Raw genomic sequence first — 22156 nt, forward strand, 5'->3', positions numbered from 1 at the left:
AACGGCCGCCCTGGATGGGGAGAAATTAAAAGACGAGGTGTAAATAACGATGGCGAATGCATATAAGCAAGCAGGAGTAGATATTGAAGCTGGATATGAAGCGGTATCTCGCATGAAAAAACACGTACAAACAACAATGAGAAAAGAAGTACTAGGCGGTTTAGGCGGTTTTGGGGGTATGTTTGATCTATCAAAATTTGCATTAGAAGAACCTGTATTAGTATCTGGAACAGATGGCGTGGGAACGAAATTGATGCTCGCTTTTATGGCAGATAAACATGACACTATTGGTATTGATGCAGTAGCAATGTGTGTAAATGATATTGTTGTCCAAGGGGCAGAGCCGCTTTTCTTCCTTGATTATATTGCTTGTGGTAAAGCTGAACCTAGTAAAATTGAAAACATCGTCAAAGGTATATCAGAGGGCTGTCGCCAAGCTGGTTGTGCATTAATTGGTGGAGAAACAGCTGAAATGCCAGGTATGTATTCTACGGAAGAATACGATTTAGCTGGTTTTACAGTTGGGATTGTTGATAAAAAGAAAATTGTAACGGGTGAAAAGATTGAAGCTGGTCACGTATTAATTGGCTTAGCATCTAGCGGTATTCATAGTAATGGTTACTCTTTAGTACGAAAAGTGTTACTAGAAGATGGAGAACTATCTTTAGATCGTATTTATGGACGCTTAGAACTACCTCTTGGTGAGGAGTTATTAAAACCAACGAAAATTTATGTCAAACCTATTTTAGAACTATTGAAAAAACATGAAGTATACGGTATGGCGCATATTACAGGTGGCGGATTCATTGAAAATATTCCACGTATGTTGCCAGAAGGAATCGGTGCGGAAATTGAACTAGGAGCTTGGGAAATTCAGCCGATCTTCAGTTTACTTCAAGAAGTTGGGAAACTAGAAGAGAAAGAAATGTTCAATATTTTTAACATGGGTATTGGTATGGTAGTAGCGGTGAAGGAAGAAGATGCAAAAGATATTGTTCGTCTTCTTGAAGAGCAAGGAGAAACAGCTCGTATTATTGGACGTACTGTACAAGGGGCTGGCGTTACCTTCAATGGGGGCACAGCACTATGAGTAGATTAGCAGTTTTTGCTTCTGGAAGCGGATCTAACTTTCAATCTCTCGTTAATGCGGTAGAAGAAAAAAGATTGGATGCAGATATTAGTTTATTAGTATGTGATAAACCAGAGGCGCGCGTTATTGGACGGGCACATTATCATCATGTTCCGTGTTTCGCTTTTTCAGCGAAAGCATATGATTCAAAAGAATCATTTGAAAAAGAGATATTAAAGAAGCTAGAAGAGTATGAAATTGATTATGTTATTTTAGCTGGATATATGCGTTTAATTGGGCCAACTTTACTAGAAGCGTACGGCGGGAAGATTATTAACATTCATCCATCATTACTACCGAGTTTCCCAGGTAAAGATGCTGTTGGTCAAGCGTTAGAAGCGGGTGTGAAAGTAACTGGAGTAACGATTCATTATGTAGATGCAGGTATGGATACAGGTCCAATTATTGCGCAAGAAGCAGTAGTTGTTTCTGAAGGGGATACGAGAGAAAGCTTACAAAAGAAAATTCAACAAGTTGAACATAAATTATACGTAAATACAGTGAATCAAATTGTTCAGTCTGTGAAAAAAACAACTGTTAACTAACATACAACCAGGGGTGAAGGATAAATGAAAAAGCGTGCATTAGTAAGTGTTTCAGATAAAACAGGAGTAGTAGAATTTGTTAAAGGTTTACTTGAACAAGGGATTGAAGTTATTTCAACAGGTGGTACGAAAAAATTATTAGAAGAAAACGGCTTACAAGTAATTGGTATTTCTGAAGTAACTGGTTTCCCGGAAATTATGGATGGCCGTGTAAAAACATTACATCCAAATATTCATGGTGGTCTATTAGCAGTTCGTGATAATGAAACGCATGTAGCGCAAATGAATGAATTAGGTATTCAACCAATTGACTTTGTTGTTGTTAACTTATACCCATTTAAAGAAACAATCGCTAAGCCTGATGTAACATTTGCTGATGCAATTGAAAATATTGATATCGGTGGCCCAACAATGATTCGCTCTGCTGCGAAAAATCATAAATTTGTATCGGTAATTGTAGATCCAGTAGATTATGATGTTGTATTAGCAGAACTGAAAGAGAATGGTGAAGTAACAGAGGACACGAAACGTAAATTAGCAGCGAAAGTATTCCGTCATACAGCGGCATATGATGCGTTAATTTCTAACTACTTAACAGAGCAAATGGGCGAAGAAAGCCCAGAAACATTAACGGTGACATTTGAGAAAAAACAAGATTTACGCTATGGCGAAAATCCACATCAAAAAGCAACGTTCTATAAAGCGCCATTCGCAGCAACTTCTTCTGTTGCATATGCAGAACAATTGCACGGTAAAGAATTATCTTACAACAATATCAACGATGCGGATGCAGCGCTTAGCATCGTGAAAGAATTTACAGAACCGGCAGTAGTAGCGGTAAAACATATGAATCCATGTGGCGTTGGGGTAGGCACGGATATTCATGAAGCATACACACGTGCTTATGAAGCGGATCCAGTATCAATCTTCGGCGGTATTATTGCAGCAAATCGTGAAATTGATAAAGCTACAGCTGAAAAGTTACATGAAATTTTCTTAGAAATTATTATTGCACCTTCGTTTTCACAAGAAGCTTTAGACGTGTTGCAAAGTAAGAAAAACTTGCGCATACTAACTGTAAATATTGAAAAGGCAACGACTGCAAGCAAAAAGCTAACTTCTGTACAAGGTGGTCTTCTTGTTCAAGAGGAAGATACGTTATCATTAGATGAAAGTGCAATTTCAATTCCAACGAAACGTGAACCATCAGAACAAGAATGGAAAGATTTAAAGCTAGCTTGGAAAGTTGTAAAACATGTGAAATCAAATGCAATTGTTTTAGCGAATGATAACATGACAGTTGGTGTAGGCGCGGGACAGATGAACCGTGTAGGTTCTGCAAAAATCGCAATTACACAAGCTGGCGAAAAAGCACAAGGTAGCGCACTTGCATCTGATGCTTTCTTCCCAATGCCAGATACAGTAGAAGAAGCAGCAAAAGCTGGAATTACAGCGATCATTCAACCAGGCGGATCGATTCGTGATGAAGATTCTATTAAAATGGCAGACGCGTATGGGATTACGATGGTGTTCACTGGCGTACGTCATTTTAAACATTAATAGAGTAATTTTAGAAATAACAAACTAGGAGCATAGCTTCTAGTTTGTACTTATTTAATTATTGGGGGATGAAATATGAATGTTTTAGTAATCGGCCGCGGTGGACGTGAGCATGCTTTAGCTTGGAAGTTTGCACAATCTGAAAAGGTAGAAAAAGTATATGTAGCGCCAGGTAATGAAGGTATGCGAGATGTTGCAACACCAGTTGATATTGATGAGAATGATTTTGATGCACTAGTCTTATTTGCAAAAGAGAATAATGTAGGCTTAACTTTCGTTGGACCAGAAATTCCACTTATGAATGGGATCGTTGATCGTTTTAAGGAAGAGGGACTTCGTGTATTTGGGCCTAATAAAGCGGCTGCTGTTATTGAAGGTAGTAAAGCTTTTACAAAAGAATTGATGAAAAAGTATGATATTCCAACTGCGGCATATGAAACTTTTACAGACTATGAAGAGGCAGTAAAGTACATTCAAAAAGTTGGTGCGCCGATCGTAATTAAGGCAGATGGGTTAGCTGCTGGTAAAGGTGTAACGGTAGCAATGACGCTTGAAGAGGCATTGCAAGCTGTGAAAGAAATGCTACAAGATGTGAAATTCGGCGCAGCAAGCAAGAAGGTCGTTATTGAAGAGTTTTTAGATGGACAAGAGTTTTCATTAATGGCATTTGTAAATGGAACAACTGTACATCCGATGGTAATTGCTCAAGATCATAAACGAGCTTTTGACGGTGATAAAGGTCCTAATACAGGCGGAATGGGCGCATATTCTTCAGTACCGCAAATTCCGGAGTCAGCGGTTCAAGAAGCGATTCAAACAGTATTACATCCAACTGCTAAAGCGATGATCCAAGAAAATCGTTCGTTTACAGGAATTTTATATGCGGGGCTTATTTTAACGAATGATGGTCCAAAGGTAATTGAGTTCAATGCACGCTTTGGTGATCCTGAAACGGAAGTTGTATTACCACGCTTAGAAAATGATTTAGTTGATGTATGTAACGCTGTATTAGATGAAAGTGAATTAACGTTACAATGGTCAAAGGAAGCAGTTATTGGTGTCGTACTTGCTTCGAAAGGATATCCAGAAGCATATAAAAAAGGTGAAATTATTAACGGATTAGATGCACTGCAAGATGTGATTGTTTTCCATGCGGGTACAGCGATGAAACATGGTGACTTTGTAACAAACGGTGGCCGTGTATTATTTGTTGCTTGTAAGGCGAATAGTTTACAAGAAGCGAAAGATAAGGTCTATAAAGAAATCGGTAAAATTGAGAGCGATGGTTTATTTTACCGAAGTGATATAGGATATCGTGCAATTGGTCATGAGATGACGAGAAGCTAATGTATAAAAAATCCCGCTGATTTCTCAGCGGGATTTTTATGCATCTTTATCTTTTTTTAATTTCCCTTTTTGCTTTGCCATTTCTCGAAGTAAATACTCGATGTGTGCATTGACGCTACGAAACTCATCATTCGCCCATTTTTCGATGACTGCGTGTAATTCAGGATCAATACGTAATGGAAAGCTTTTCTTTTTGGCCATAATCACTTACAACCTTTAGTATAGGCTTCCTGTATTAATAACTGGTTGCGCACCTTTATCTGAAACGATGGCAACTAATAAATTGTTCACCATATTTGCTTTACGCTCGTCATCGAGTTCCAGTACGCCTTCTTCATCTAACATATGGATTGAATCTTTCGCCATCTTCACAGCACCTTCAACAATCTCTTTTCTAGCAGCTAATACTGCTTTTGCTTGTTGACGTTGGAGCATTGCATGGGCAATTTCTGTTGCGTAAGCTAAATGTGTTAAACGAGTTTCTAATACTTCTACGCCAGCGATTTCAAGGCGTGCTTCTAACTCACGCTTTAATTCTTCAGAGATTTCTTCAGTATTTCCTCGTAACGTGATACAAGTTTCATCTTGGAAATTATCATAAGGATATTTTGTAGCAACGTGGCGAATTGCTGTTTCACTTTGAATTTCTACGAATCGATCGTAATGCTCAACACCAAACATTGCTTTTGCAGAATCAACAACTTTATATACGATAACAGCTGCAATTTCAATTGGATTTCCCTCAACATCGTTTACTTTTAATTTTTTACTGTTAAAGTTTTCTACACGTAAAGATACAGTTTGACGAAACGCGAATGGAATTGTTAAAAATAAACCATTTTGACGAATTGTTCCTAAATAACTACCGAAAAACGTAATTACTTTTGCTTGGTTGGGTTGAACGATACCAATACCTGTCGCGAGAACCGCGGCTAAAATAATAGTTAATGCTGCTACTATGAAAATTTCTTGTACAAGGCAAAATGCACCGATAGCGGCTAAAATTAAAATCCCGATAATACCGAGAAAACCATTTACATAAAATACTTGTTTTTCTTTCATATGATCGCCTCCTGATATAAAAATGATATCACTTTTATATCATTACATGCAAGGTTTTTATACCTAATTTTCTGAATTTTATTAATTGATTTATGTACGTTTTAGGGATGAAACTCCAAAAAGATAAGAATATACGTTCTGTTTTGTGATAAAATAAAGAAGACTTAGCCGCCCACTGCAGCAGCTAAGTCTCTTTGAGAGCATCTTGCATCGTGACAAATGATTCAAAGCGGTTTTGCCAGGATTAATTCTTCAATCGCTGACTCAATCTCTTTGTCAGAAGTGTCATAACTTCCATTTGACTTTGGTTTGTCATGACTGGAAGCTTGCTTAACTTCCTCTTTATTATGGCCTTTTTCAGTAAAGTTCATGCTAGGCATTTTAAATGCGCTCATATTCATATATTTTCCAAACTTACAGGCTTGAACAATAGGGCAGAAACGAACGATTCCCTCCGCAATTTTCATGGCACCAATCCATAGCAAAACTTTAGACCAAGTGCACCAAGGTTTACGTACGAGTTTAGCTGTACTACAACCGAAGAGGATAAGTCCGAGTGTAATTCGAATTAGAGCACTAATTGTGCCGATGTTTTGCTTCATTAGAAAAACACTCCTTTTTGATGAACTTCGAAATAGAAATACTATTTCATTTGTTAGTATTCCGTATAAGCTTTTTGATATGTAATCCAACATTTGACGTTGAAAAAGATGTTGGATTAGGCGTGTGTGTAGGTAGCTTTTTTTGTTATAATGAAAGAATGCGTAAAAGGAAGTTCAAAAAGTCCGGTAAAGATAGCTGTCGCATTTCATCGTTGCATGCGCCAGTCCGGTACTCATGTAGGAAAAACTACATTCCGTTCCTCCTGGCGAATGCGCCTCGACCTGCTCGGCTCTCTATATCCTCCTTTTTGAACAAATATAGTAAGGAAGTTCAAAAAGTCCGGTAAAGATAGCCATCGCATTTCATCGTTGCATGCGCCAGTCCGGTAAAGATATAGCAAGGAATTTAAAAACTCCTGATAAAAATTAACTGTTATTTTGAACAGAAATATAGATATAACTAGAGAAAAGAAAGGGTGTTTTCATGTACGATATTTCCAAATGGAAACATGTATTTAAGCTTGATCCAAATAAGGAGTTAAGTGACGAACATTTAGAAATGATTTGTGAATCTGGAACGGATGCTGTTATTGTCGGCGGAAGTGATGGAGTTACAATTGATAACGTATTACACATGCTAGTTAGCATTCGTAGATATGCAGTTCCTTGTGTGTTAGAGGTTTCTGATTTGGAAGCAATTACACCGGGATTTGATTTTTATTACATCCCAAGTGTTTTAAATAGCCGAAAAGTAGAATGGGTAACAGGTGTTCATCATGAGGCATTGAAAGAATTTGGGGATATTATGGACTGGGACGAGATTTTCATGGAAGGGTATTGTGTTTTAAATCCAGAAGCGAAAGTAGCCCAGCTTACAGATGCAAAATGTGATTTAACAGAAGATGATGTTATTGCATATGCACGTTTAGCAGACAAGTTATTACATTTGCCTATATTCTATTTAGAATATAGCGGGACGTATGGAGATATTGAACTTGTTAAAAATGTAAAAGCAGAATTGAAGCAAGCTAAGCTATATTATGGCGGTGGTATTTCAAATGCAGAACAAGCGAAAGAAATGGCACAGTATGCTGATACAGTAGTTGTTGGAAATGTTATTTATGATGATATAAAAGCTGCGTTAAAAACAGTTAAAGCAGTAAAAGGAGAGTAGGTGCAGGCGCATATGAGTACGACAGATAGGTTATTAAATGGTTTAAATCCGCAGCAACAAAAAGCAGTACAAACAACAAATGGACCACTTCTATTAATGGCAGGCGCAGGTAGTGGGAAAACACGTGTGTTAACACACCGTATTGCGTATTTACTTGGTGAAAAAGGTGTGGCGCCATGGAATGTACTAGCAATTACATTTACAAATAAAGCTGCTCGTGAAATGCGTGAGCGTATTGATAAACTTGTTGGACCAGAGGCAGAAGATATTTGGATTTCTACGTTCCACTCTATGTGTGTACGTATTTTACGACGTGATATTGACCGCATTGGGATTAATCGTAACTTCACGATTTTAGATGCAGGTGATCAGTTAACTGTAGTAAAGAAAATTATGAAGGAGCGCAATATTGACCCGAAGAAGTTTGAGCCGCGCTCTATTTTAGCGGGTATTAGTAATGCGAAAAATGAACTGTTATCTGCAGATAAATATGCAAAAAAAATTACAATGGCTGATCCATATGAAAAATTAACGAGCGATGTATATACAGAATATCAAAAACGTCTTTTGAAAAATAACTCATTAGATTTTGATGATTTAATTATGACGACGATTCAGCTATTTGAACGTGTTCCAGAAGTACTAGAGTTCTATCAGCGTAAGTTCCAATATATTCACGTTGATGAGTATCAAGATACGAACAAAGCCCAGTACCTTCTTGTTAAACATTTGGCATCACGTTTTAAAAACCTTTGTGTTGTTGGTGATTCGGATCAGTCTATTTACCGCTGGCGCGGGGCTGACATTTCTAACATTTTGTCATTCGAAAAAGACTATGAGAATGCACAAGTTATTCTGTTAGAACAAAACTATCGTTCATCACAAAATATTTTAAATGCAGCTAATGCCGTAATTGAAAAAAATTCAAACCGTAAACCGAAGAAATTATGGACAGACAATCAAATTGGAAGCAAAATCTCGTATTATCGTGCTGCAACCGAAAAGGACGAAGCGTATTTTGTTGCGAAAAAAATTCGTGACGATATTCAAATGGGGAACCGAAAATATACTGATTTTGCAGTGTTATATCGTACAAATGCCCAGTCTCGTATGATTGAGGAGATTTTCCTAAAATCTAATATCCCTTACAAAATTGTCGGCGGTACTAAGTTCTATGATCGTAAAGAGATTAAAGACATTTTGGCGTACTTACGTTTAATTGGGAATCCAGATGATGAGATTAGTTTCGCGCGTATTATTAACATGCCAAAGCGCGGGATTGGTGCGACTTCTATCGATAAAATTATTAATTATGGTGTGCAAAACGGAATCTCATTAACTGCTGTATTTGATGAGATTGAGCATGTTGGTGTAAGTGCAAAAATAACAAAAGCAGTAAAAGAATTCGCAAGTTTATTACACAACTGGGTAAATATGCAAGAGTATTTATCTGTTACAGAATTAGTAGAAGAAGTTATTGAAAAGACAGGCTATCGCGATATGCTGAAAAATGAGCGTTCTTTAGAAGCAGAAGGTCGTTTAGAAAACTTAGACGAGTTTTTATCTGTTACACAAACATTTGAATCTCAAAGCGAAGATAAGAGCCTTGTTGCATTCTTAACAGACTTAGCTCTTGTTGCTGATATTGATCGTGTAGATGAAGATCCAACTGCTGGTGAAGAAGTTATTTTAATGACTATGCACTCAGCAAAAGGGTTAGAGTTCCCAGTTGTCTTTATTGTTGGCTTAGAGGAAGGGATATTCCCGCATACTCGTTCTCTTATGGAAGAGGATGAAATGCAAGAAGAGCGTCGTCTTGCCTATGTAGGTATTACTCGTGCAGAGGAAGAATTATATTTATCCAATGCGCAAATGCGTACTTTATTTGGTAGAACAAGTATGAATGCAGCATCCCGATTTATTACAGAAATCCCGGCAGAACTAGTAGAACCATTAAATGAAACAGCACCGAAGCGTGAAACTTCGTTTGGTGCAAAAGGAAGAACGACAAGCGCAACGACAACACGTTCTCGCTCAGCTTTCGTGCGTCCGGCTGTTAAGACGACAGGTGGCGAGCAAATTGGATGGGCAGTAGGCGATAAAGCTTCCCACCAAAAATGGGGAGTCGGTACAGTTGTAAGTGTGAAAGGTGAAGGTGATGCAAAGGAATTAGATATTGCGTTCCCAAGCCCAATTGGTGTTAAACGTTTATTAGCAAAATTTGCACCTGTGACGAAACAATAGGAAAGGACTGAGGATATGTCAAAAGAGATAACCAAAAAACGTATAGAAGAACTGCGTGATTTGTTAAATACATTTAACTATCAATATCACGTATTAGACAATCCTTCTGTTTCTGATGCGGAATATGACCGTGATATGCAGGAGCTTATGAAATTAGAAGCAGAGAACCCTGAATTTGTAACGGAAGACTCCCCCTCTATTCGAGTTGGGGGAGCTGTACTTGATATATTTGAAAAGGTAACGCATAAATCACCGATGTTAAGTTTAGGTAACGCATTTAATGAAGGAGATTTGCGTGATTTTGACCGAAGAGTACGTCAAGGAATTGATGATACGAATGTAAGATATATATGCGAATTAAAAATTGACGGACTTGCTGTTTCACTTCATTATGAAAAAGGACGCTTTATTCAAGGTGCAACACGTGGTGATGGTGTAACGGGTGAAGATATTACCCAGAACTTGAAAACGATTAAAGCGATTCCACTTCGATTAAATGAAGAAGTAACGTTAGAAGCGCGAGGCGAGGCTTATATGCCGAAGCGTTCATTCGTTAAATTAAATGAGGAAAAAGAGCAAAATGGTGAAGATGTATTTGCGAATCCACGTAATGCGGCAGCAGGATCGATACGCCAACTTGATCCGAAAATTGCAGCGAAGCGTAACTTATCTATGTTTGTGTATGGTCTTGCTAATGTAGAAGAAAAAACAATTCCATCCCACAGTGAATCGCTGGATTTCTTAGGTGAGCTTGGATTTAAGACGAATCCAAATCGTCGTACATGTGAAACAATTGAGGATGTAATAACGTATGTAGCAGAGTGGCAAGAAAAACGTCCGCATCTTGATTATGAGATTGATGGAATCGTTATAAAAGTAGACGATGTTGCTATTCAAGAAAGCTTAGGAACTACAGCAAAGAGTCCAAGATGGGCAATAGCTTATAAATTCCCAGCTGAAGAAGTTTTGACGAGATTAACAGGGATTGAATTAAGTGTCGGCCGCACAGGGGTTGTAACACCAACTGCGGAGCTCGAGCCAGTTAGAGTGGCTGGTACTATCGTTCGTCGTGCTTCTTTACATAACGAAGATTTAATTCGTGAAAAGGATATTCGAATTGGTGACTACGTTGTTGTGAAAAAGGCTGGCGATATCATTCCTGAAGTTGTGAACGTTATTTTTGATAAGCGTACTGGTGAGGAAGAAGAATATCATATGCCAACGCATTGTCCAGCATGTGAGAGTGAACTTGTTCGTTTAGAAGAAGAAGTAGCACTTCGATGTATAAATCCGACTTGTCCAGCTCAAATTCGTGAAGGATTAATCCATTTCGTTTCAAGAAATGCAATGAATATTGATGGACTTGGAGAACGTGTAATTACACAACTCTTTGATGCGGATTATATTCGTACGTTTGCTGATTTATATTCATTGACGAAAGAGCAATTATTACAACTAGAACGTTTCGGTGAAAAATCAGCAACAAATTTAGTACAAGCAATTGAGAATTCTAAGGAAAACTCATTAGAGCGATTATTATTCGGTCTTGGTATTCGCCACGTCGGTGCGAAAGCCGCACGTACATTTGCTGAGCATTTCGAAACGATGGATGAGCTTGTGAAAGCAACGGAAGAAGAACTAAAAACAATTAACGAGATTGGTGAAAAAATGGCTCAATCCGTTGTAACGTATTTCGATAATGAAGACGTATTAGAGCTATTACAACAATTTAAAGAGTATGGCGTGAACATGGCATACAAAGGTATAAAAGTTACTGATCTACAAAATGTTGAATCGTACTTTGCAGGAAAAACTGTCGTCTTAACAGGGAAATTAGAAGTTATGGGACGCAGTGAAGCAAAGAAGAAGATTGAGGCATTAGGTGGAAAAGTAACAGGAAGTGTTAGTAAAAGTACGGATTTAGTTGTTGCTGGTGAAGCTGCTGGTTCGAAATTAGTGCAAGCAGAGAAGCACAATGTTGAAGTTTGGAATGAAGAGAGGTTCTTACAAGAGCTGAATAAGTAAGAGGTGCAAACTTACGATGAAAAAAATAGCGTTAGCGGTATTAAGTCTTAGCCTACTTGTAAGTGGGTGTAGTATGGGTTCCAATAAAGATGAAAAAGCAGTTGAGAAATCGGGGAAAGCGAAAGAACAAGCAGTTATCCCGAAATACTCCATTTCGGATGAATATTATAAGACAACGGTTCCGTTTGATCCAGGTAAAGCACGTGGTTTAGTTGTACAAGGTTTAAATAGTCGTCTAGATATAGATGAATTTGAAACAGGACTAATGCGCATTGCCAAAGAATCATTTAGTACGAAAGATTATTTCTTTAAAGGCGGAAAGGTTCTAGATGCTCAAACTATACAAATGCTTGTAAAAAGGAAGCGTACAGATGCTGAACAAAAAGAGCTAGAGGATAAGTTGAAAAAAGATGCAGTTAAATTTCCGAATATCGGACTGAATCCAGCCTTAAGTGAAGGTTCGGAGTCACTAGAAGTGAAAAATAAAAAAAATCCAATGTATATCTCAAATATTTTAGAGCATGATTACTACGTACAAAAAGGTGGGAACGATGTTGAACCTGATGGCATTGTAATTGGATTAGCGATGAATTCTATTCAATATTATGAGGAAGAGCATGGGTATCCACGTGAAGCTGCAATCCCAGATGAAAAAATGTTAGCTGAAGGGAAAAGAATGGCACAAGAAATCTTGAAAGTCATGCATCAAAAAAACGCTAACACAAAAAATGTTCCGATAACATTTGCAATTTATCGTCAAGGTCCAAAGTCTTCACTTGTGCCAGGGAATTTTGTTTCTTATGCTAAGGTAGAAAAAGGTAGTGAAACGGTTGAGGATTGGAAAGCAATCAATGAGAAATATTATTTGTTCCCGTCTGAACAAGCAAAAGCGGATAATAAACGTGAAGACCTTGCAAGGGTGTCAAACTTTAAAGCGAAGTTAAGTGAGTATTTCCAAGGTGATTATACAGCTGTTATCGGTACTGGAATGTATAGAGATGATGAATTAAAAGAAATGAAGCTCGATATTCCTGTCCAATTCAATGGGAAAGCTGAAGTAATTGGTTTTACACAATATGTAGCTGGACTTGTTATGGAATACTTCCCGAATTATATGAAAGTACAAGTAACAATTAAATCTGTAGAACGTCCAGAAGCAATTATTATACGTGAAGCGAAGCAAGATGAACCATTTGTGAAAATTTTAGATTAAAGATGAGAGCTGTCCATAAAGGAACAGCTTTTTTTTCTGAAAAATTTTGTTATAATTTTAAATGTTATAAATAAAGGGGTAAGGGGCAAAATCATGGAAGAACTAAGCTTTCAAGTCATTATTTTATTAATTGCATTCGGGTTTTTAGCTGCTTTTATTGATTCGGTTGTTGGAGGGGGAGGGCTAATTTCGCTTCCTGCACTTATGTTTGTTGGTTTATCACCAGCTTCGGCAATCGCAACGAATAAATTAGCTGCAACGATGGGGACGCTTACGAGTACAATTTATTTTATTCGATCAGGCAAGGTGGATTTTCGGATTGTAGGAAAGTTAATCCCGTTAACTATTATTGGAGCAGTCGCAGGTGCTTTAGTAGTAAAGTTTATTCCGCCTGATATTTTGCGTCCACTAGTACTCGTAATGTTGGTTTTTATTGCTATTTTTATTATTGCAAAAAAAGATTGGGGAAGTGCATCTACCTATAAAAAGATGACAAAAGGAAAAACATTAATATTTTTCTTAGTTATTTTAATGATAGGGTTTTATGATGGTTTTTTTGGACCGGGGACAGGATCCTTTTTAATTTTTGCATTTTTATTAATTGGTTTGGATTTTATTCAAGCGGCAGCATCTGGAAAACTTTTGAACTTCGTTAGTAATATCGTATCTTTAATTACTTTTTTATTTTTAGATGTGATTCATTTTGAATACGGTATTATTATGGGGTTATCAATGATTTTAGGTGCTTATTTTGGATCGAAGTTTGCGGTTCAAAAAGGTGTTGGATATGTAAGGACTTTATTTTTATTAGTTACTATTTTATTAATCGGGAAAAATGTTTTGGAATATACTCATATTTTGTAGATTCATACGTATGTATGAATCTCTTTTTTTTATTATATTTTAAAAATTTATTAATTTTTAAAATATAAGTCTAGGAATATTTGAATAAATCTAAATTATCGTGTAGAATAATGTTGTAAAATGTAAACGTTTTTCTAAGGGGAGGCTAAAAAGATGGTAGTAGCATACAAACATGAGCCATTTACAGATTTTTCAGTAGAGGCTAACAAATTAGCGTTTGAAGAGGGTTTAAAGAAAGTAGAATCTTATCTTGGACAAGACTATCCATTAATTATCGGGGGAGAAAAAATCACTACAGAAGACAAAATTGTTTCTGTAAACCCTGCAAATAAAGAGGAACTTGTTGGTCGCGTTTCAAAAGCAAGCCGTGAATTAGCTGAAAAAGCAATGCAAGTAGCGGATGCAACATTCCAAACTTGGAGAAAGTCAAAACCAGAAATGCGTGCAGACATTTTATTCCGTGCTGCAGCAATCGTTCGTCGTAGAAAACATGAATTCTCTGCTATTCTTGTAAAAGAAGCAGGTAAACCATGGAATGAGGCAGATGCTGATACAGCAGAAGCAATCGATTTTATGGAATATTATGCTCGTCAAATGTTGAAATTAAAAGACGGTATGCCAGTAGAAAGCCGTCCAATTGAATATAATCGTTTCTCTTACATTCCATTAGGAGTAGGTGTTATCATTTCTCCTTGGAACTTCCCATTCGCAATTATGGCAGGTATGACAACAGCTGCTTTGGTTTCTGGTAACACAGTATTACTAAAACCAGCTAGTACAACTCCTGTAGTAGCAGCGAAATTTATGGAAGTATTAGAAGAAGCTGGTTTACCAGCTGGCGTAGTAAACTTCGTTCCAGGTAATGGTTCTGAAGTTGGTGACTACTTAGTAGATCACCCTCGTACACGTTTCGTTAGCTTCACTGGATCTCGCGATGTAGGTATTCGTATTTACGAACGTGCAGCAAAAGTAAATCCAGGACAAATTTGGTTAAAACGTGTTATCGCTGAAATGGGCGGTAAAGATACAATCGTTGTTGATAAAGAGGCAGATCTTGAATTAGCAGCTAAATCTATCGTTGCATCAGCATTCGGATTCTCAGGACAAAAATGTTCTGCATGTTCTCGTGCAGTAATCCATGAAGATGTATACGATCATGTATTAAATCGTGCTGTTGAATTAACAAAAGAATTAACAGTAGGTAACCCAGATGCAAAAGATATCAACATGGGACCTGTTAATGACCAAGCTGCATTCGATAAAGTAATGAGCTATGTTGCAATTGGTAAAGAAGAAGGTAAAATCGTATCAGGTGGCGAAGGAGACGATTCTAAAGGCTGGTTCATCCAACCAACAATCGTTGCTGACGTTGCAGAAGATGCTCGTTTAATGAAAGAAGAAATCTTCGGACCAGTAGTAGCATTCTGTAAAGCAAAAGACTTTGATCATGCACTTGCAATTGCAAACAATACAGAATACGGTTTAACAGGAGCAGTTGTTACTAACAACCGTGACCATATTGAAAAAGCACGCGAAGACTTCCACGTTGGTAACTTATACTTCAACCGTGGATGTACTGGTGCAATCGTAGGTTACCAACCATTCGGTGGCTTTAACATGTCTGGTACAGACTCTAAAGCTGGTGGCCCTGACTACTTAGCACTTCACATGCAAGCAAAAACTACTTCTGAAACTTTATAAGAAATAGTAGAAGAGATCTTCACATACTGTGAAGATCTCTTCTTTTTGAGAAAATCTTTATAATAGAAGCTAGTTAATTTGAATCGAGAAATAATTACTAAATATTACTATTTATTCTTTGGAACTAGCTAAACCCTATTAATATCGGGATAAACATGAAAATAGAAACAAAACAACGAGAAAAATTGACTTATTAGTCATATTTTTTAGTATTCATTTTGAGGATTTCCTGTATAATACAATTTGAAAGAAAATCTATGGTTTGACAAGAGAACACTCCTTTCGGTTTTGCTCACTGAAAGGAGTGTTTTTTTTAGGTCGCTAAAAACTCTTCTGTACTCATTATATTAGCGTATACTCCATTTAAACTTGCCAAAATTGTATTATGAATATAAACAGCTGGTATAGTAGCATTCTTAAATGAAAGATCTTTTGTAGCACAAGCATCGTGTATTACGGTACAGTGAAGGCCAAAATCAAAAGCAGCCCTTACCGTAGCATCAATACACATATGGGTCATCATCCCGCAGATTACGACGTGCTCAATTCCTGAACGTTGTAATCGTTCTAGAAGATCAGTTTCTCGGAAGCTATTTGGAGAATGTTTAAGGATAACGGATTCCTCTCTAAGTGGACGGACATTTTCGTGAATATGGACACCTTCTGTATTGGGTAGGAAAAAAGTAGCGCTATCTTTTATAGCTACATGTTGGATATGAAAAATAGGTTCGTTTCTAATTCTAAAATGTTGTAGTAGCTGACTAGCATATTCACTTGCTTCTACTGGATTACGTAATTCCATCTTGCCATTTGGAAAATAATCATTTTGAATATCGACGAGCAAAAGGGCTGTTTTCATATATTTATCTTCCTCCGAATTCATATTCAAATACTGTTATTCAATTAGTATCGAAGATTCTCCTTTTTAAAAGTATGAGTGAGGAGGATTTTACATAACTATAAAAATTACTATTGTATTGTGATTTTTTATTTGAAAATTTTAATAGAGGAATAATTAATTTTTTTCTGAAAAATGTATTGACTCTTATTATTCTGAGTTCTATAATGAGAATTAATTAAATGACAATTAAATCGATACACTCTTATCCAGAGAGGTGGAGGGACTGGCCCTACGATACCTCAGCAACGGGTTTTTTAATACCGTGCTAATTCCAGCAAGCTTAAAGTAGGCTTGGAAGATAAGAAGATGTGAACGAGTACATAAAAGTGCTCTCCTTCTTATCTTTTACAAGTGATAAGAAGGAGAGCACTTTTTATTTTACCTCGAAAGCTCTACTTCAAGTTTTACAGCATATAGGAGGGAAGAAAATGATTTCTTTTAATAATGTAAGTAAAGTATATGAATCAGGTGGACAATCCGTTCATGCCGTGGAGGATGTAACGTTGTCAGTTGAAAAAGGCGAAATTTTTGGCATTATTGGATTTAGTGGTGCTGGAAAGAGTACGTTATTACGTCTAGTAAACATGTTAGAAAGGCCAACTGCGGGAACGATTTCAATAGATGATAGAGATATTACATCATTAACAACAAAAGAATTAAGAAAGCTAAGACAAGGAATTGGAATGATTTTCCAAAGTTTTAATCTATTTAATTCAAGAACAGTGTTTGGGAACATTGCTTATCCATTAAGGTTAGCGAAATTGCCGAAGAATGAGATAAAAGAAAGAGTGAATGAACTACTAAAATTTGTTGGTTTAGAAGATAAAGCGAACTATTATCCAGAACAGTTATCAGGTGGGCAAAAGCAACGTGTTGGGATTGCAAGAGCTCTTGCGACATCACCAGATATTCTCATATGTGATGAGGCAACATCGGCTTTAGATCCGGAAACAACAACAGAAATTTTAAATTTATTAAAGAAAGTAAATAGAGAGTACAATTTAACGATTCTACTTATTACACATGAAATGCACGTTGTGAAAGAAATTTGTCACCGTGTAGCTGTTATGGAAAAAGGAAAAGTAATTGAAGAAGGAAAACTGTTTGATGTTTTCACACAACCAAAAACAAAGACAACTCAAAATTTTGTACGCTCTGTTATTAATGATCACTTACCAGAAAGTGTTCTAGCGAAAATTCAAAACGGGGGTCAGATTTATCGCCTGACTTTTACTGGTGAAGAGACAGGGCAGCCTGTACTATCATATATTGCGAAAAACTATAACGTCGATGTAAATGTTCTTTATGGAAATATTATTGAACTCCAAAATGTGCTATTTGGAAATCTTCTTGTAGAACTAGAAGGTGAACAGAAAGAAATTCAAAAAGCATTACAACATCTAAGACTGCAAGTGCAGCTGAAGGAGGTAGAAGCACATGCGAGTTGATTGGAGTATATTTTGGCCTCGCATATTAGATGCGACGGGGGATACCCTCTTAATGGTAATTGTAACCCTTATATTTGCTACAATTCTTGGTATACCTCTAGGTTTACTTTTATACGTAACGAGAAAAGGAAACTTTTTAGAAAATAAATGGGTCTTTTCTATTCTTAATATCGTAATTAATACAATTCGTCCGGTTCCATTCATTATCTTTTTAGTAGCTTTAAGTCCGGTAACAAGAAGCGTTATTGGAACGACAATTGGAACGGCAGCAGCAATCTTCCCAATGACGTTAGTTGCTTCAATTGGTATTGCGAGAATGGTTGAAACAAATCTTGTTTCTGTTCCGAAAGGAGTAATTGAAGCAGCACAAGCAATGGGGGCTTCACCACTTAGAATTGTTTTTGAAATCCTCGTGCCAGAAGCGTTAGCGCCATTAATCTTAGGTGTAACGTTTATGACAGTTGGTTTAATTGAATTTTCTGCAGTTGCTGGGCTTGTCGGTGGTGGCGGTCTTGGTGACTTAGCGATGACATACGGTTATCAACGCTTTGATACCTCAGTTATGTTTGTAACGGTCGTTTTACTTATTATTCTTGTACAGGTAGCTCAAAATTTAGGGAATTACTTTGCGAAAGTCTTTTTACGCAGATCATAAAAAGGAAGAGGGGAAAAGAAAATGAAGAAAATTTTAGCATTTGCATTATCAGCGATTGTAGGGATTTCGGCATTAAGCGGCTGCTCAGGTGGAGACACAGGTGCAGGAGCGAAAGAGAAAGTAGTTCGTGTTGGTGTAACTGGAACGGATGGAGACGCTTGGGAAATCTTAAAGAAAAAAGCTGAAAAAGAAGGGATTAAGATTAAACTGGTTGAGTTCTCTGATTACACAACGCCCAACAAAGCGTTAGCTGATGGAGATATTGAACTAAACTCATTCCAGCACATTGCTTTCTTAGAGCAATTTAAAAAGGAGCATAAGTTAGATATTACAGCTGTTGGTACAACGCAAATTGCACCGATGGGCTTATACTCTGAAAAATATAAGAAAGCAAATGAAATCCCAGATGGTTCAGAAATTGCTATTCCAAATGATCCAACGAACCAAGCGCGTGCGTTAAAACTTCTTGATGCAGCTGGATTATTAAAGCTTAAGAAAGATTTCGGTCTATTTGGAGATCCAAGCGGCATTGCTGAAAATCCGAAGAAGTTAAAAATTACACCGGTTATCGCACAGCAAACACCTCGTGTGCTAAAAGATGTAGCGGCTTCAGTTATTAATAACGGTGTTGCTGGTCAGGCTGGATTAGACCCGGCGAAGGATCCAATTTTCTTAGAGGATCCAAATAATGAAAATGCAAAGGCCTATATTAATATTTTTGCAGCTCGTACGAAAGATAAAAATGATCCAACACTGAAAAAAGTAATTGAGTTATATCATTCAAAAGAAGTAACAGATGCAATTAAGAAAGAAACAAATGATGGTTCAATTTCAGTAGATCTTTCACTTGATGAGCTTGAAAAAATCGTAAAATAATTATTGGGTTTAACGACTAACAGTAGGAACCCCTCCGCTGTTAGCTCGTTCAACATATAATCTACTTAACAAACAAAACCCTAATTCTGTACCTTCTAATTTTGTATAACATAGAATCCAATGTTTGTTAAGTAGAGTGATGGACCAGGAGTTTTCCTGGTCCTTTTTTAATTAAAGCAGCTAGCTAATAATAAGGAAATCCAAATTATGATTGGATAAGAGATTAAACTAAAAATGAGTGTACTTGCTAATTTCTTTTTAGGGATTAATAGTTTCTTTGATGAAAATAAGAAAAGAGAAAATAGGATAATGATAGATGCTGAGATTACTCCGGGATTATAAGAACGATAAATGAAATACAAGATAATATGCTGAACGGCGTTAAAGAAGATACAGCCCTGTATAAAAATGATCAAGTAAATAGAAGATATGATGCTTAATTGATATAGAATGACTATGATTAAGACGAAGGTTGTTAATATGGAAATTGCAATGAAAAATTGTTTGTTAGTTATAAAATGGATCGAAAATTGATTAGCAAGATATTGTGGCATTTGGAAAGCCTCTTCAAGGTTATGAAAGAAGAATAGAAGGGGGATTAGCCAGATCGTACGAGTAGTAACATGTCTTGCAGAAGATGTTTTCATCAATTTGCATCAGCTCCAATAAAGGGATAGAAAGCCTATAAGAAAAGGCTTTCTACAAGGGTATAGTTATTCAATTATGATGCTTTTTAAATTACTCTCAGGTTGCGGTTGTTCTTCCGCATAAGAGGAGAGCTCCTCTTGCAAAATATTTAGTATTTTCTTAGCTGATTGCTGAATCGGATTCGGTAGCTCTTCTAATACACGCATACCGACTTTTATTTTTGTACGAATTACCTTTCTTAGTAGTTCATCATGCATGTACTACACCTCCAAACCGAATGTTTAGTACATCATCTTCAAACTTAGCTCCTTGAATAGAAAGGTGCGTTAATGTTTTTGGCAATGTGATATTTCGCTTCGCAGAACCAGCTCGAATAATAAGCTCATCACCTTTTTGATTTAATGAAAGTTCATTTTTGTTTGAGAAGGGAATGGATAGAACGAAAATATACTCATCGCCATCTTTTTTCACATATTGTGTGCGACCATTAAATTTCACTTCAGTAGGACAAGGGTCAGTTTTAAATAAAGCGTCTCCTACACGTTCTAACATAGACAAACCAACAACTTCTTGTTCAAACATCGGAGCTTCGTAAATAGGAAGTGGCTGAAAACTATCTTGAATTAATGTTTTATATTTCTTTTGTGTATCTTTCCATGCCTGAAAATAAGGATCGGTGACAGTGTTAGGGATGACGCGGTTAATCATAATGGCATCAACGTTATAATCGTATAAGTTTAAATACGTAAAGCTGCGCTGGGCTTCTTTAATGACCATTTTTTCAGGATTTACAACAACGCGAATGCTTGTTACCTCTCGGTTTGATAAAATATCTCTCATTTCTCCGAGCTGCTCAAGTGTATTTGTTAATTCGTCCATAATATCGTCTGTTGGGAGAGGGACGCCGAGAAGTGGTTGTGCTACAGGACGGACGACTTTTAAAACCTTTCTTTTAATAGGAAAGAGTTTTTCCATCCACCAGCCGAGCATGTCTGGAAAGCTAAGCATTGCTAAAGTTTCTCCAGTCGGTGCGCAATCAATAATGATGACGTCGTAAGTGTTGTGTTTATAGTAATCGAGTACTCGAAGTAAGCTAATTAAATCTTCCATACCAGGGAACATCGTTAATTCTTCTGTTGTGATATCATCGGCTGCTTTGGAAGTGAAGAGTAGTGTAATATATTTCTGCAATTTCCCCCAGCCTTTTTCCATTTCATAAATAGTATTAATTTCTTGTGCCCATAAGTTTTCGCGAATTTCTAATGGTTCAGAAGATAGTTTTATACCAAATGAATCTCCTAAACTATGAGCAGGATCTGTGCTCATTACTAATGTTTTTAATCCTTGTTTTGCACTTTGAAGTGCTGTTGCTGCTGAAATGCTAGTTTTCCCTACGCCGCCTTTACCTGTATACAGAATAATTCTCATCATTAATATCCCCTTTGTTTCGAATGTCGAATATTACGAGTGTCGAAGTAAATAGTTGAATAAAAACCCAGTTAGGGCTTTATTCAATCGGAATATTTTTCATTTTAGGTGTAGAAACCTTCTCTTCTGTTTTTTGCTGTGACGTAGCGATGTGATTCATAATCTTTTGGAAGATTTGTAGTAAGAATGCTTTTTCTTCTTCTGACAATGCTTCCGTCACTAGGCTAAAGTAATGGGCCGCATTTTGTTTCACTTCTTGAACGAGCATTACGCCGTTTTCTGTTAAACGAATTAATACAATACGTCGATCGCTTTCATCGCGGTAGCGTTCAATATATCCCTTTTTTACAAGGCGATTTACAACGCCTGTCGTTGTACTCATCGGTATATCAAGAAGGTCAGCAATTTTTGTCATTGTAATATCTGTATTTCGCTCCATCCAAAGTAAACAAAATACTTCTGTCTTGGAAAGTGTTAAATCAAGGCTTACCCATTCTTCAGGATAGAAAAGTTTCTTGGCGTTATCTAGCAGTAAGTCTAAAAAATGTTCATATTGCAACAGTTATTTCCACTCCCGTATATTTCGAGATTCGTAATATTTGTTTTTATTTTATGTGAAATTGAAATAAATGTCAATGTTTTTGGTTGTTTTTTCAGATTAGAAAGAAAATTATCTTCAAAATAGCAATTTTTTGTGATAGATTAATAAATAGAAAAAAGAAAATTTACATAAA

Annotated in this window: 21 protein-coding genes and 1 riboswitch; of the genes, 13 read left to right on the top strand and 8 right to left on the bottom strand. The window is 36.8% G+C overall.

What is annotated here, in order from left to right:
* The first annotated feature begins 49 nt into the window (after positions 1 to 49).
* From purM to purD, 4 genes are all read left to right on the top strand, one after another.
* Complete coding sequence (gene purM / locus EXW56_RS01785) at positions 50 to 1090, top strand: phosphoribosylformylglycinamidine cyclo-ligase (protein WP_002063551.1); 1041 nt, start codon at positions 50 to 52, stop codon at positions 1088 to 1090.
* Complete coding sequence (gene purN / locus EXW56_RS01790) at positions 1087 to 1674, top strand: phosphoribosylglycinamide formyltransferase (protein ID WP_002201969.1); 588 nt, start codon at positions 1087 to 1089, stop codon at positions 1672 to 1674. The genes purM and purN overlap by 4 nt, the downstream gene beginning before the upstream one ends.
* Before the next feature lie 24 nt (positions 1675 to 1698).
* Positions 1699 to 3234, top strand: a complete 1536-nt coding sequence (purH, locus tag EXW56_RS01795) for a bifunctional phosphoribosylaminoimidazolecarboxamide formyltransferase/IMP cyclohydrolase (protein ID WP_002113481.1) — start codon at positions 1699 to 1701, stop codon at positions 3232 to 3234.
* A 75-nt stretch (positions 3235 to 3309) separates the two neighbouring features.
* Positions 3310 to 4581 carry a phosphoribosylamine--glycine ligase gene (gene purD / locus EXW56_RS01800; protein WP_098988281.1) on the top strand — a complete coding sequence of 424 codons (1272 nt, stop codon included), beginning with the start codon at positions 3310 to 3312 and terminating at the stop codon, positions 4579 to 4581.
* Between the two features lie 36 nt (positions 4582 to 4617).
* On the opposite strand, the gene EXW56_RS01805 is transcribed toward purD, so the two are convergent.
* The 3 genes from EXW56_RS01805 to EXW56_RS01815 form a co-directional block, all read right to left on the bottom strand.
* A complete protein-coding gene (locus EXW56_RS01805) occupies positions 4618 to 4782 on the bottom strand; it encodes a type II toxin-antitoxin system antitoxin (protein WP_001085171.1) in 165 nt (54 codons plus the stop codon).
* A gap of 15 nt (positions 4783 to 4797) precedes the next feature.
* Positions 4798 to 5643, bottom strand: a complete 846-nt coding sequence (locus EXW56_RS01810; RefSeq protein ID WP_002113483.1) for an SPFH domain-containing protein — start codon at positions 5641 to 5643, stop codon at positions 4798 to 4800.
* Positions 5644 to 5867: 224 nt separating this feature from the next.
* Positions 5868 to 6245, bottom strand: coding sequence for a YgaP family membrane protein (locus EXW56_RS01815; RefSeq protein ID WP_002201967.1), 378 nt, complete (start codon positions 6243 to 6245; stop codon positions 5868 to 5870).
* A 484-nt stretch (positions 6246 to 6729) separates the two neighbouring features.
* Here EXW56_RS01815 and EXW56_RS01820 point away from each other — a divergent pair, with 484 nt between their 5' ends.
* The 6 genes from EXW56_RS01820 (at position 6730) to pruA (ending at position 15466) form a co-directional block, all read left to right on the top strand.
* Entirely contained in the window at positions 6730 to 7419 is a 690-nt protein-coding gene (locus tag EXW56_RS01820) for a heptaprenylglyceryl phosphate synthase (RefSeq protein WP_002113485.1), read from the top strand.
* Positions 7420 to 7431: 12 nt separating this feature from the next.
* Complete coding sequence (gene pcrA / locus EXW56_RS01825) at positions 7432 to 9663, top strand: DNA helicase PcrA (protein ID WP_002113486.1); 2232 nt, start codon at positions 7432 to 7434, stop codon at positions 9661 to 9663.
* A gap of 15 nt (positions 9664 to 9678) precedes the next feature.
* Positions 9679 to 11688, top strand: coding sequence for an NAD-dependent DNA ligase LigA (gene ligA, locus EXW56_RS01830; protein ID WP_002201966.1), 2010 nt, complete (start codon positions 9679 to 9681; stop codon positions 11686 to 11688).
* Positions 11689 to 11704: 16 nt separating this feature from the next.
* Positions 11705 to 12901 (top strand): CamS family sex pheromone protein, encoded by a 1197-nt coding sequence (locus EXW56_RS01835; RefSeq protein ID WP_002201965.1) that lies wholly within the window; start codon positions 11705 to 11707, stop codon positions 12899 to 12901.
* A 93-nt stretch (positions 12902 to 12994) separates the two neighbouring features.
* A complete protein-coding gene (locus EXW56_RS01840; RefSeq protein WP_002159490.1) occupies positions 12995 to 13765 on the top strand; it encodes a TSUP family transporter in 771 nt (256 codons plus the stop codon).
* Positions 13766 to 13918: 153 nt separating this feature from the next.
* Positions 13919 to 15466 (top strand): L-glutamate gamma-semialdehyde dehydrogenase, encoded by a 1548-nt coding sequence (pruA, locus tag EXW56_RS01845; protein WP_002159489.1) that lies wholly within the window; start codon positions 13919 to 13921, stop codon positions 15464 to 15466.
* Between the two features lie 313 nt (positions 15467 to 15779).
* Here the strand turns inward: pruA and EXW56_RS01850 are convergent, their stop codons facing one another.
* Positions 15780 to 16325: a cysteine hydrolase family protein gene (locus EXW56_RS01850; protein WP_215597143.1), complete on the bottom strand. Its 546-nt coding sequence runs from the start codon at positions 16323 to 16325 to the stop codon at positions 15780 to 15782.
* A 241-nt stretch (positions 16326 to 16566) separates the two neighbouring features.
* Positions 16567 to 16672: riboswitch (SAM riboswitch) on the top strand.
* Between the two features lie 123 nt (positions 16673 to 16795).
* Between EXW56_RS01850 and EXW56_RS01855 the strand changes: the two genes are divergently transcribed.
* The 3 genes from EXW56_RS01855 to EXW56_RS01865 are packed head-to-tail and all read left to right on the top strand — an operon-like array spanning position 16796 to position 19346.
* The gene (locus EXW56_RS01855; protein WP_215597144.1) at positions 16796 to 17815 is read left to right on the top strand and encodes a methionine ABC transporter ATP-binding protein; all 1020 of its coding nucleotides are present in this window, start codon (positions 16796 to 16798) and stop codon (positions 17813 to 17815) included.
* Positions 17805 to 18470 (top strand): methionine ABC transporter permease, encoded by a 666-nt coding sequence (locus EXW56_RS01860; RefSeq protein WP_070127852.1) that lies wholly within the window; start codon positions 17805 to 17807, stop codon positions 18468 to 18470. The genes EXW56_RS01855 and EXW56_RS01860 overlap by 11 nt, the downstream gene beginning before the upstream one ends.
* Before the next feature lie 21 nt (positions 18471 to 18491).
* On the top strand, positions 18492 to 19346 hold the full coding sequence (locus EXW56_RS01865; RefSeq protein ID WP_002201961.1) for a MetQ/NlpA family ABC transporter substrate-binding protein: 855 nt from the start codon (positions 18492 to 18494) through the stop codon (positions 19344 to 19346).
* Positions 19347 to 19513: 167 nt separating this feature from the next.
* Here EXW56_RS01865 and EXW56_RS01870 read toward each other — a convergent pair whose 3' ends face one another.
* The 4 genes from EXW56_RS01870 to EXW56_RS01885 form a co-directional block, all read right to left on the bottom strand.
* On the bottom strand, positions 19514 to 19996 hold the full coding sequence (locus EXW56_RS01870; RefSeq protein WP_002201960.1) for an HXXEE domain-containing protein: 483 nt from the start codon (positions 19994 to 19996) through the stop codon (positions 19514 to 19516).
* A 63-nt stretch (positions 19997 to 20059) separates the two neighbouring features.
* Complete coding sequence (locus EXW56_RS01875; RefSeq protein ID WP_098988283.1) at positions 20060 to 20251, bottom strand: DUF3926 domain-containing protein; 192 nt, start codon at positions 20249 to 20251, stop codon at positions 20060 to 20062.
* Positions 20244 to 21425, bottom strand: a complete 1182-nt coding sequence (locus EXW56_RS01880) for an ArsA family ATPase (RefSeq protein WP_215597145.1) — start codon at positions 21423 to 21425, stop codon at positions 20244 to 20246. Before EXW56_RS01880 ends, EXW56_RS01875 begins: the two co-directional genes overlap by 8 nt.
* A gap of 76 nt (positions 21426 to 21501) precedes the next feature.
* A complete protein-coding gene (locus tag EXW56_RS01885) occupies positions 21502 to 21984 on the bottom strand; it encodes a MarR family winged helix-turn-helix transcriptional regulator (protein WP_002113502.1) in 483 nt (160 codons plus the stop codon).
* Positions 21985 to 22156 lie beyond the last annotated feature (172 nt).

Source organism: Bacillus mycoides (assembly GCF_018742245.1).
Taxonomy (GTDB): domain Bacteria; phylum Bacillota; class Bacilli; order Bacillales; family Bacillaceae_G; genus Bacillus_A; species Bacillus_A cereus_U.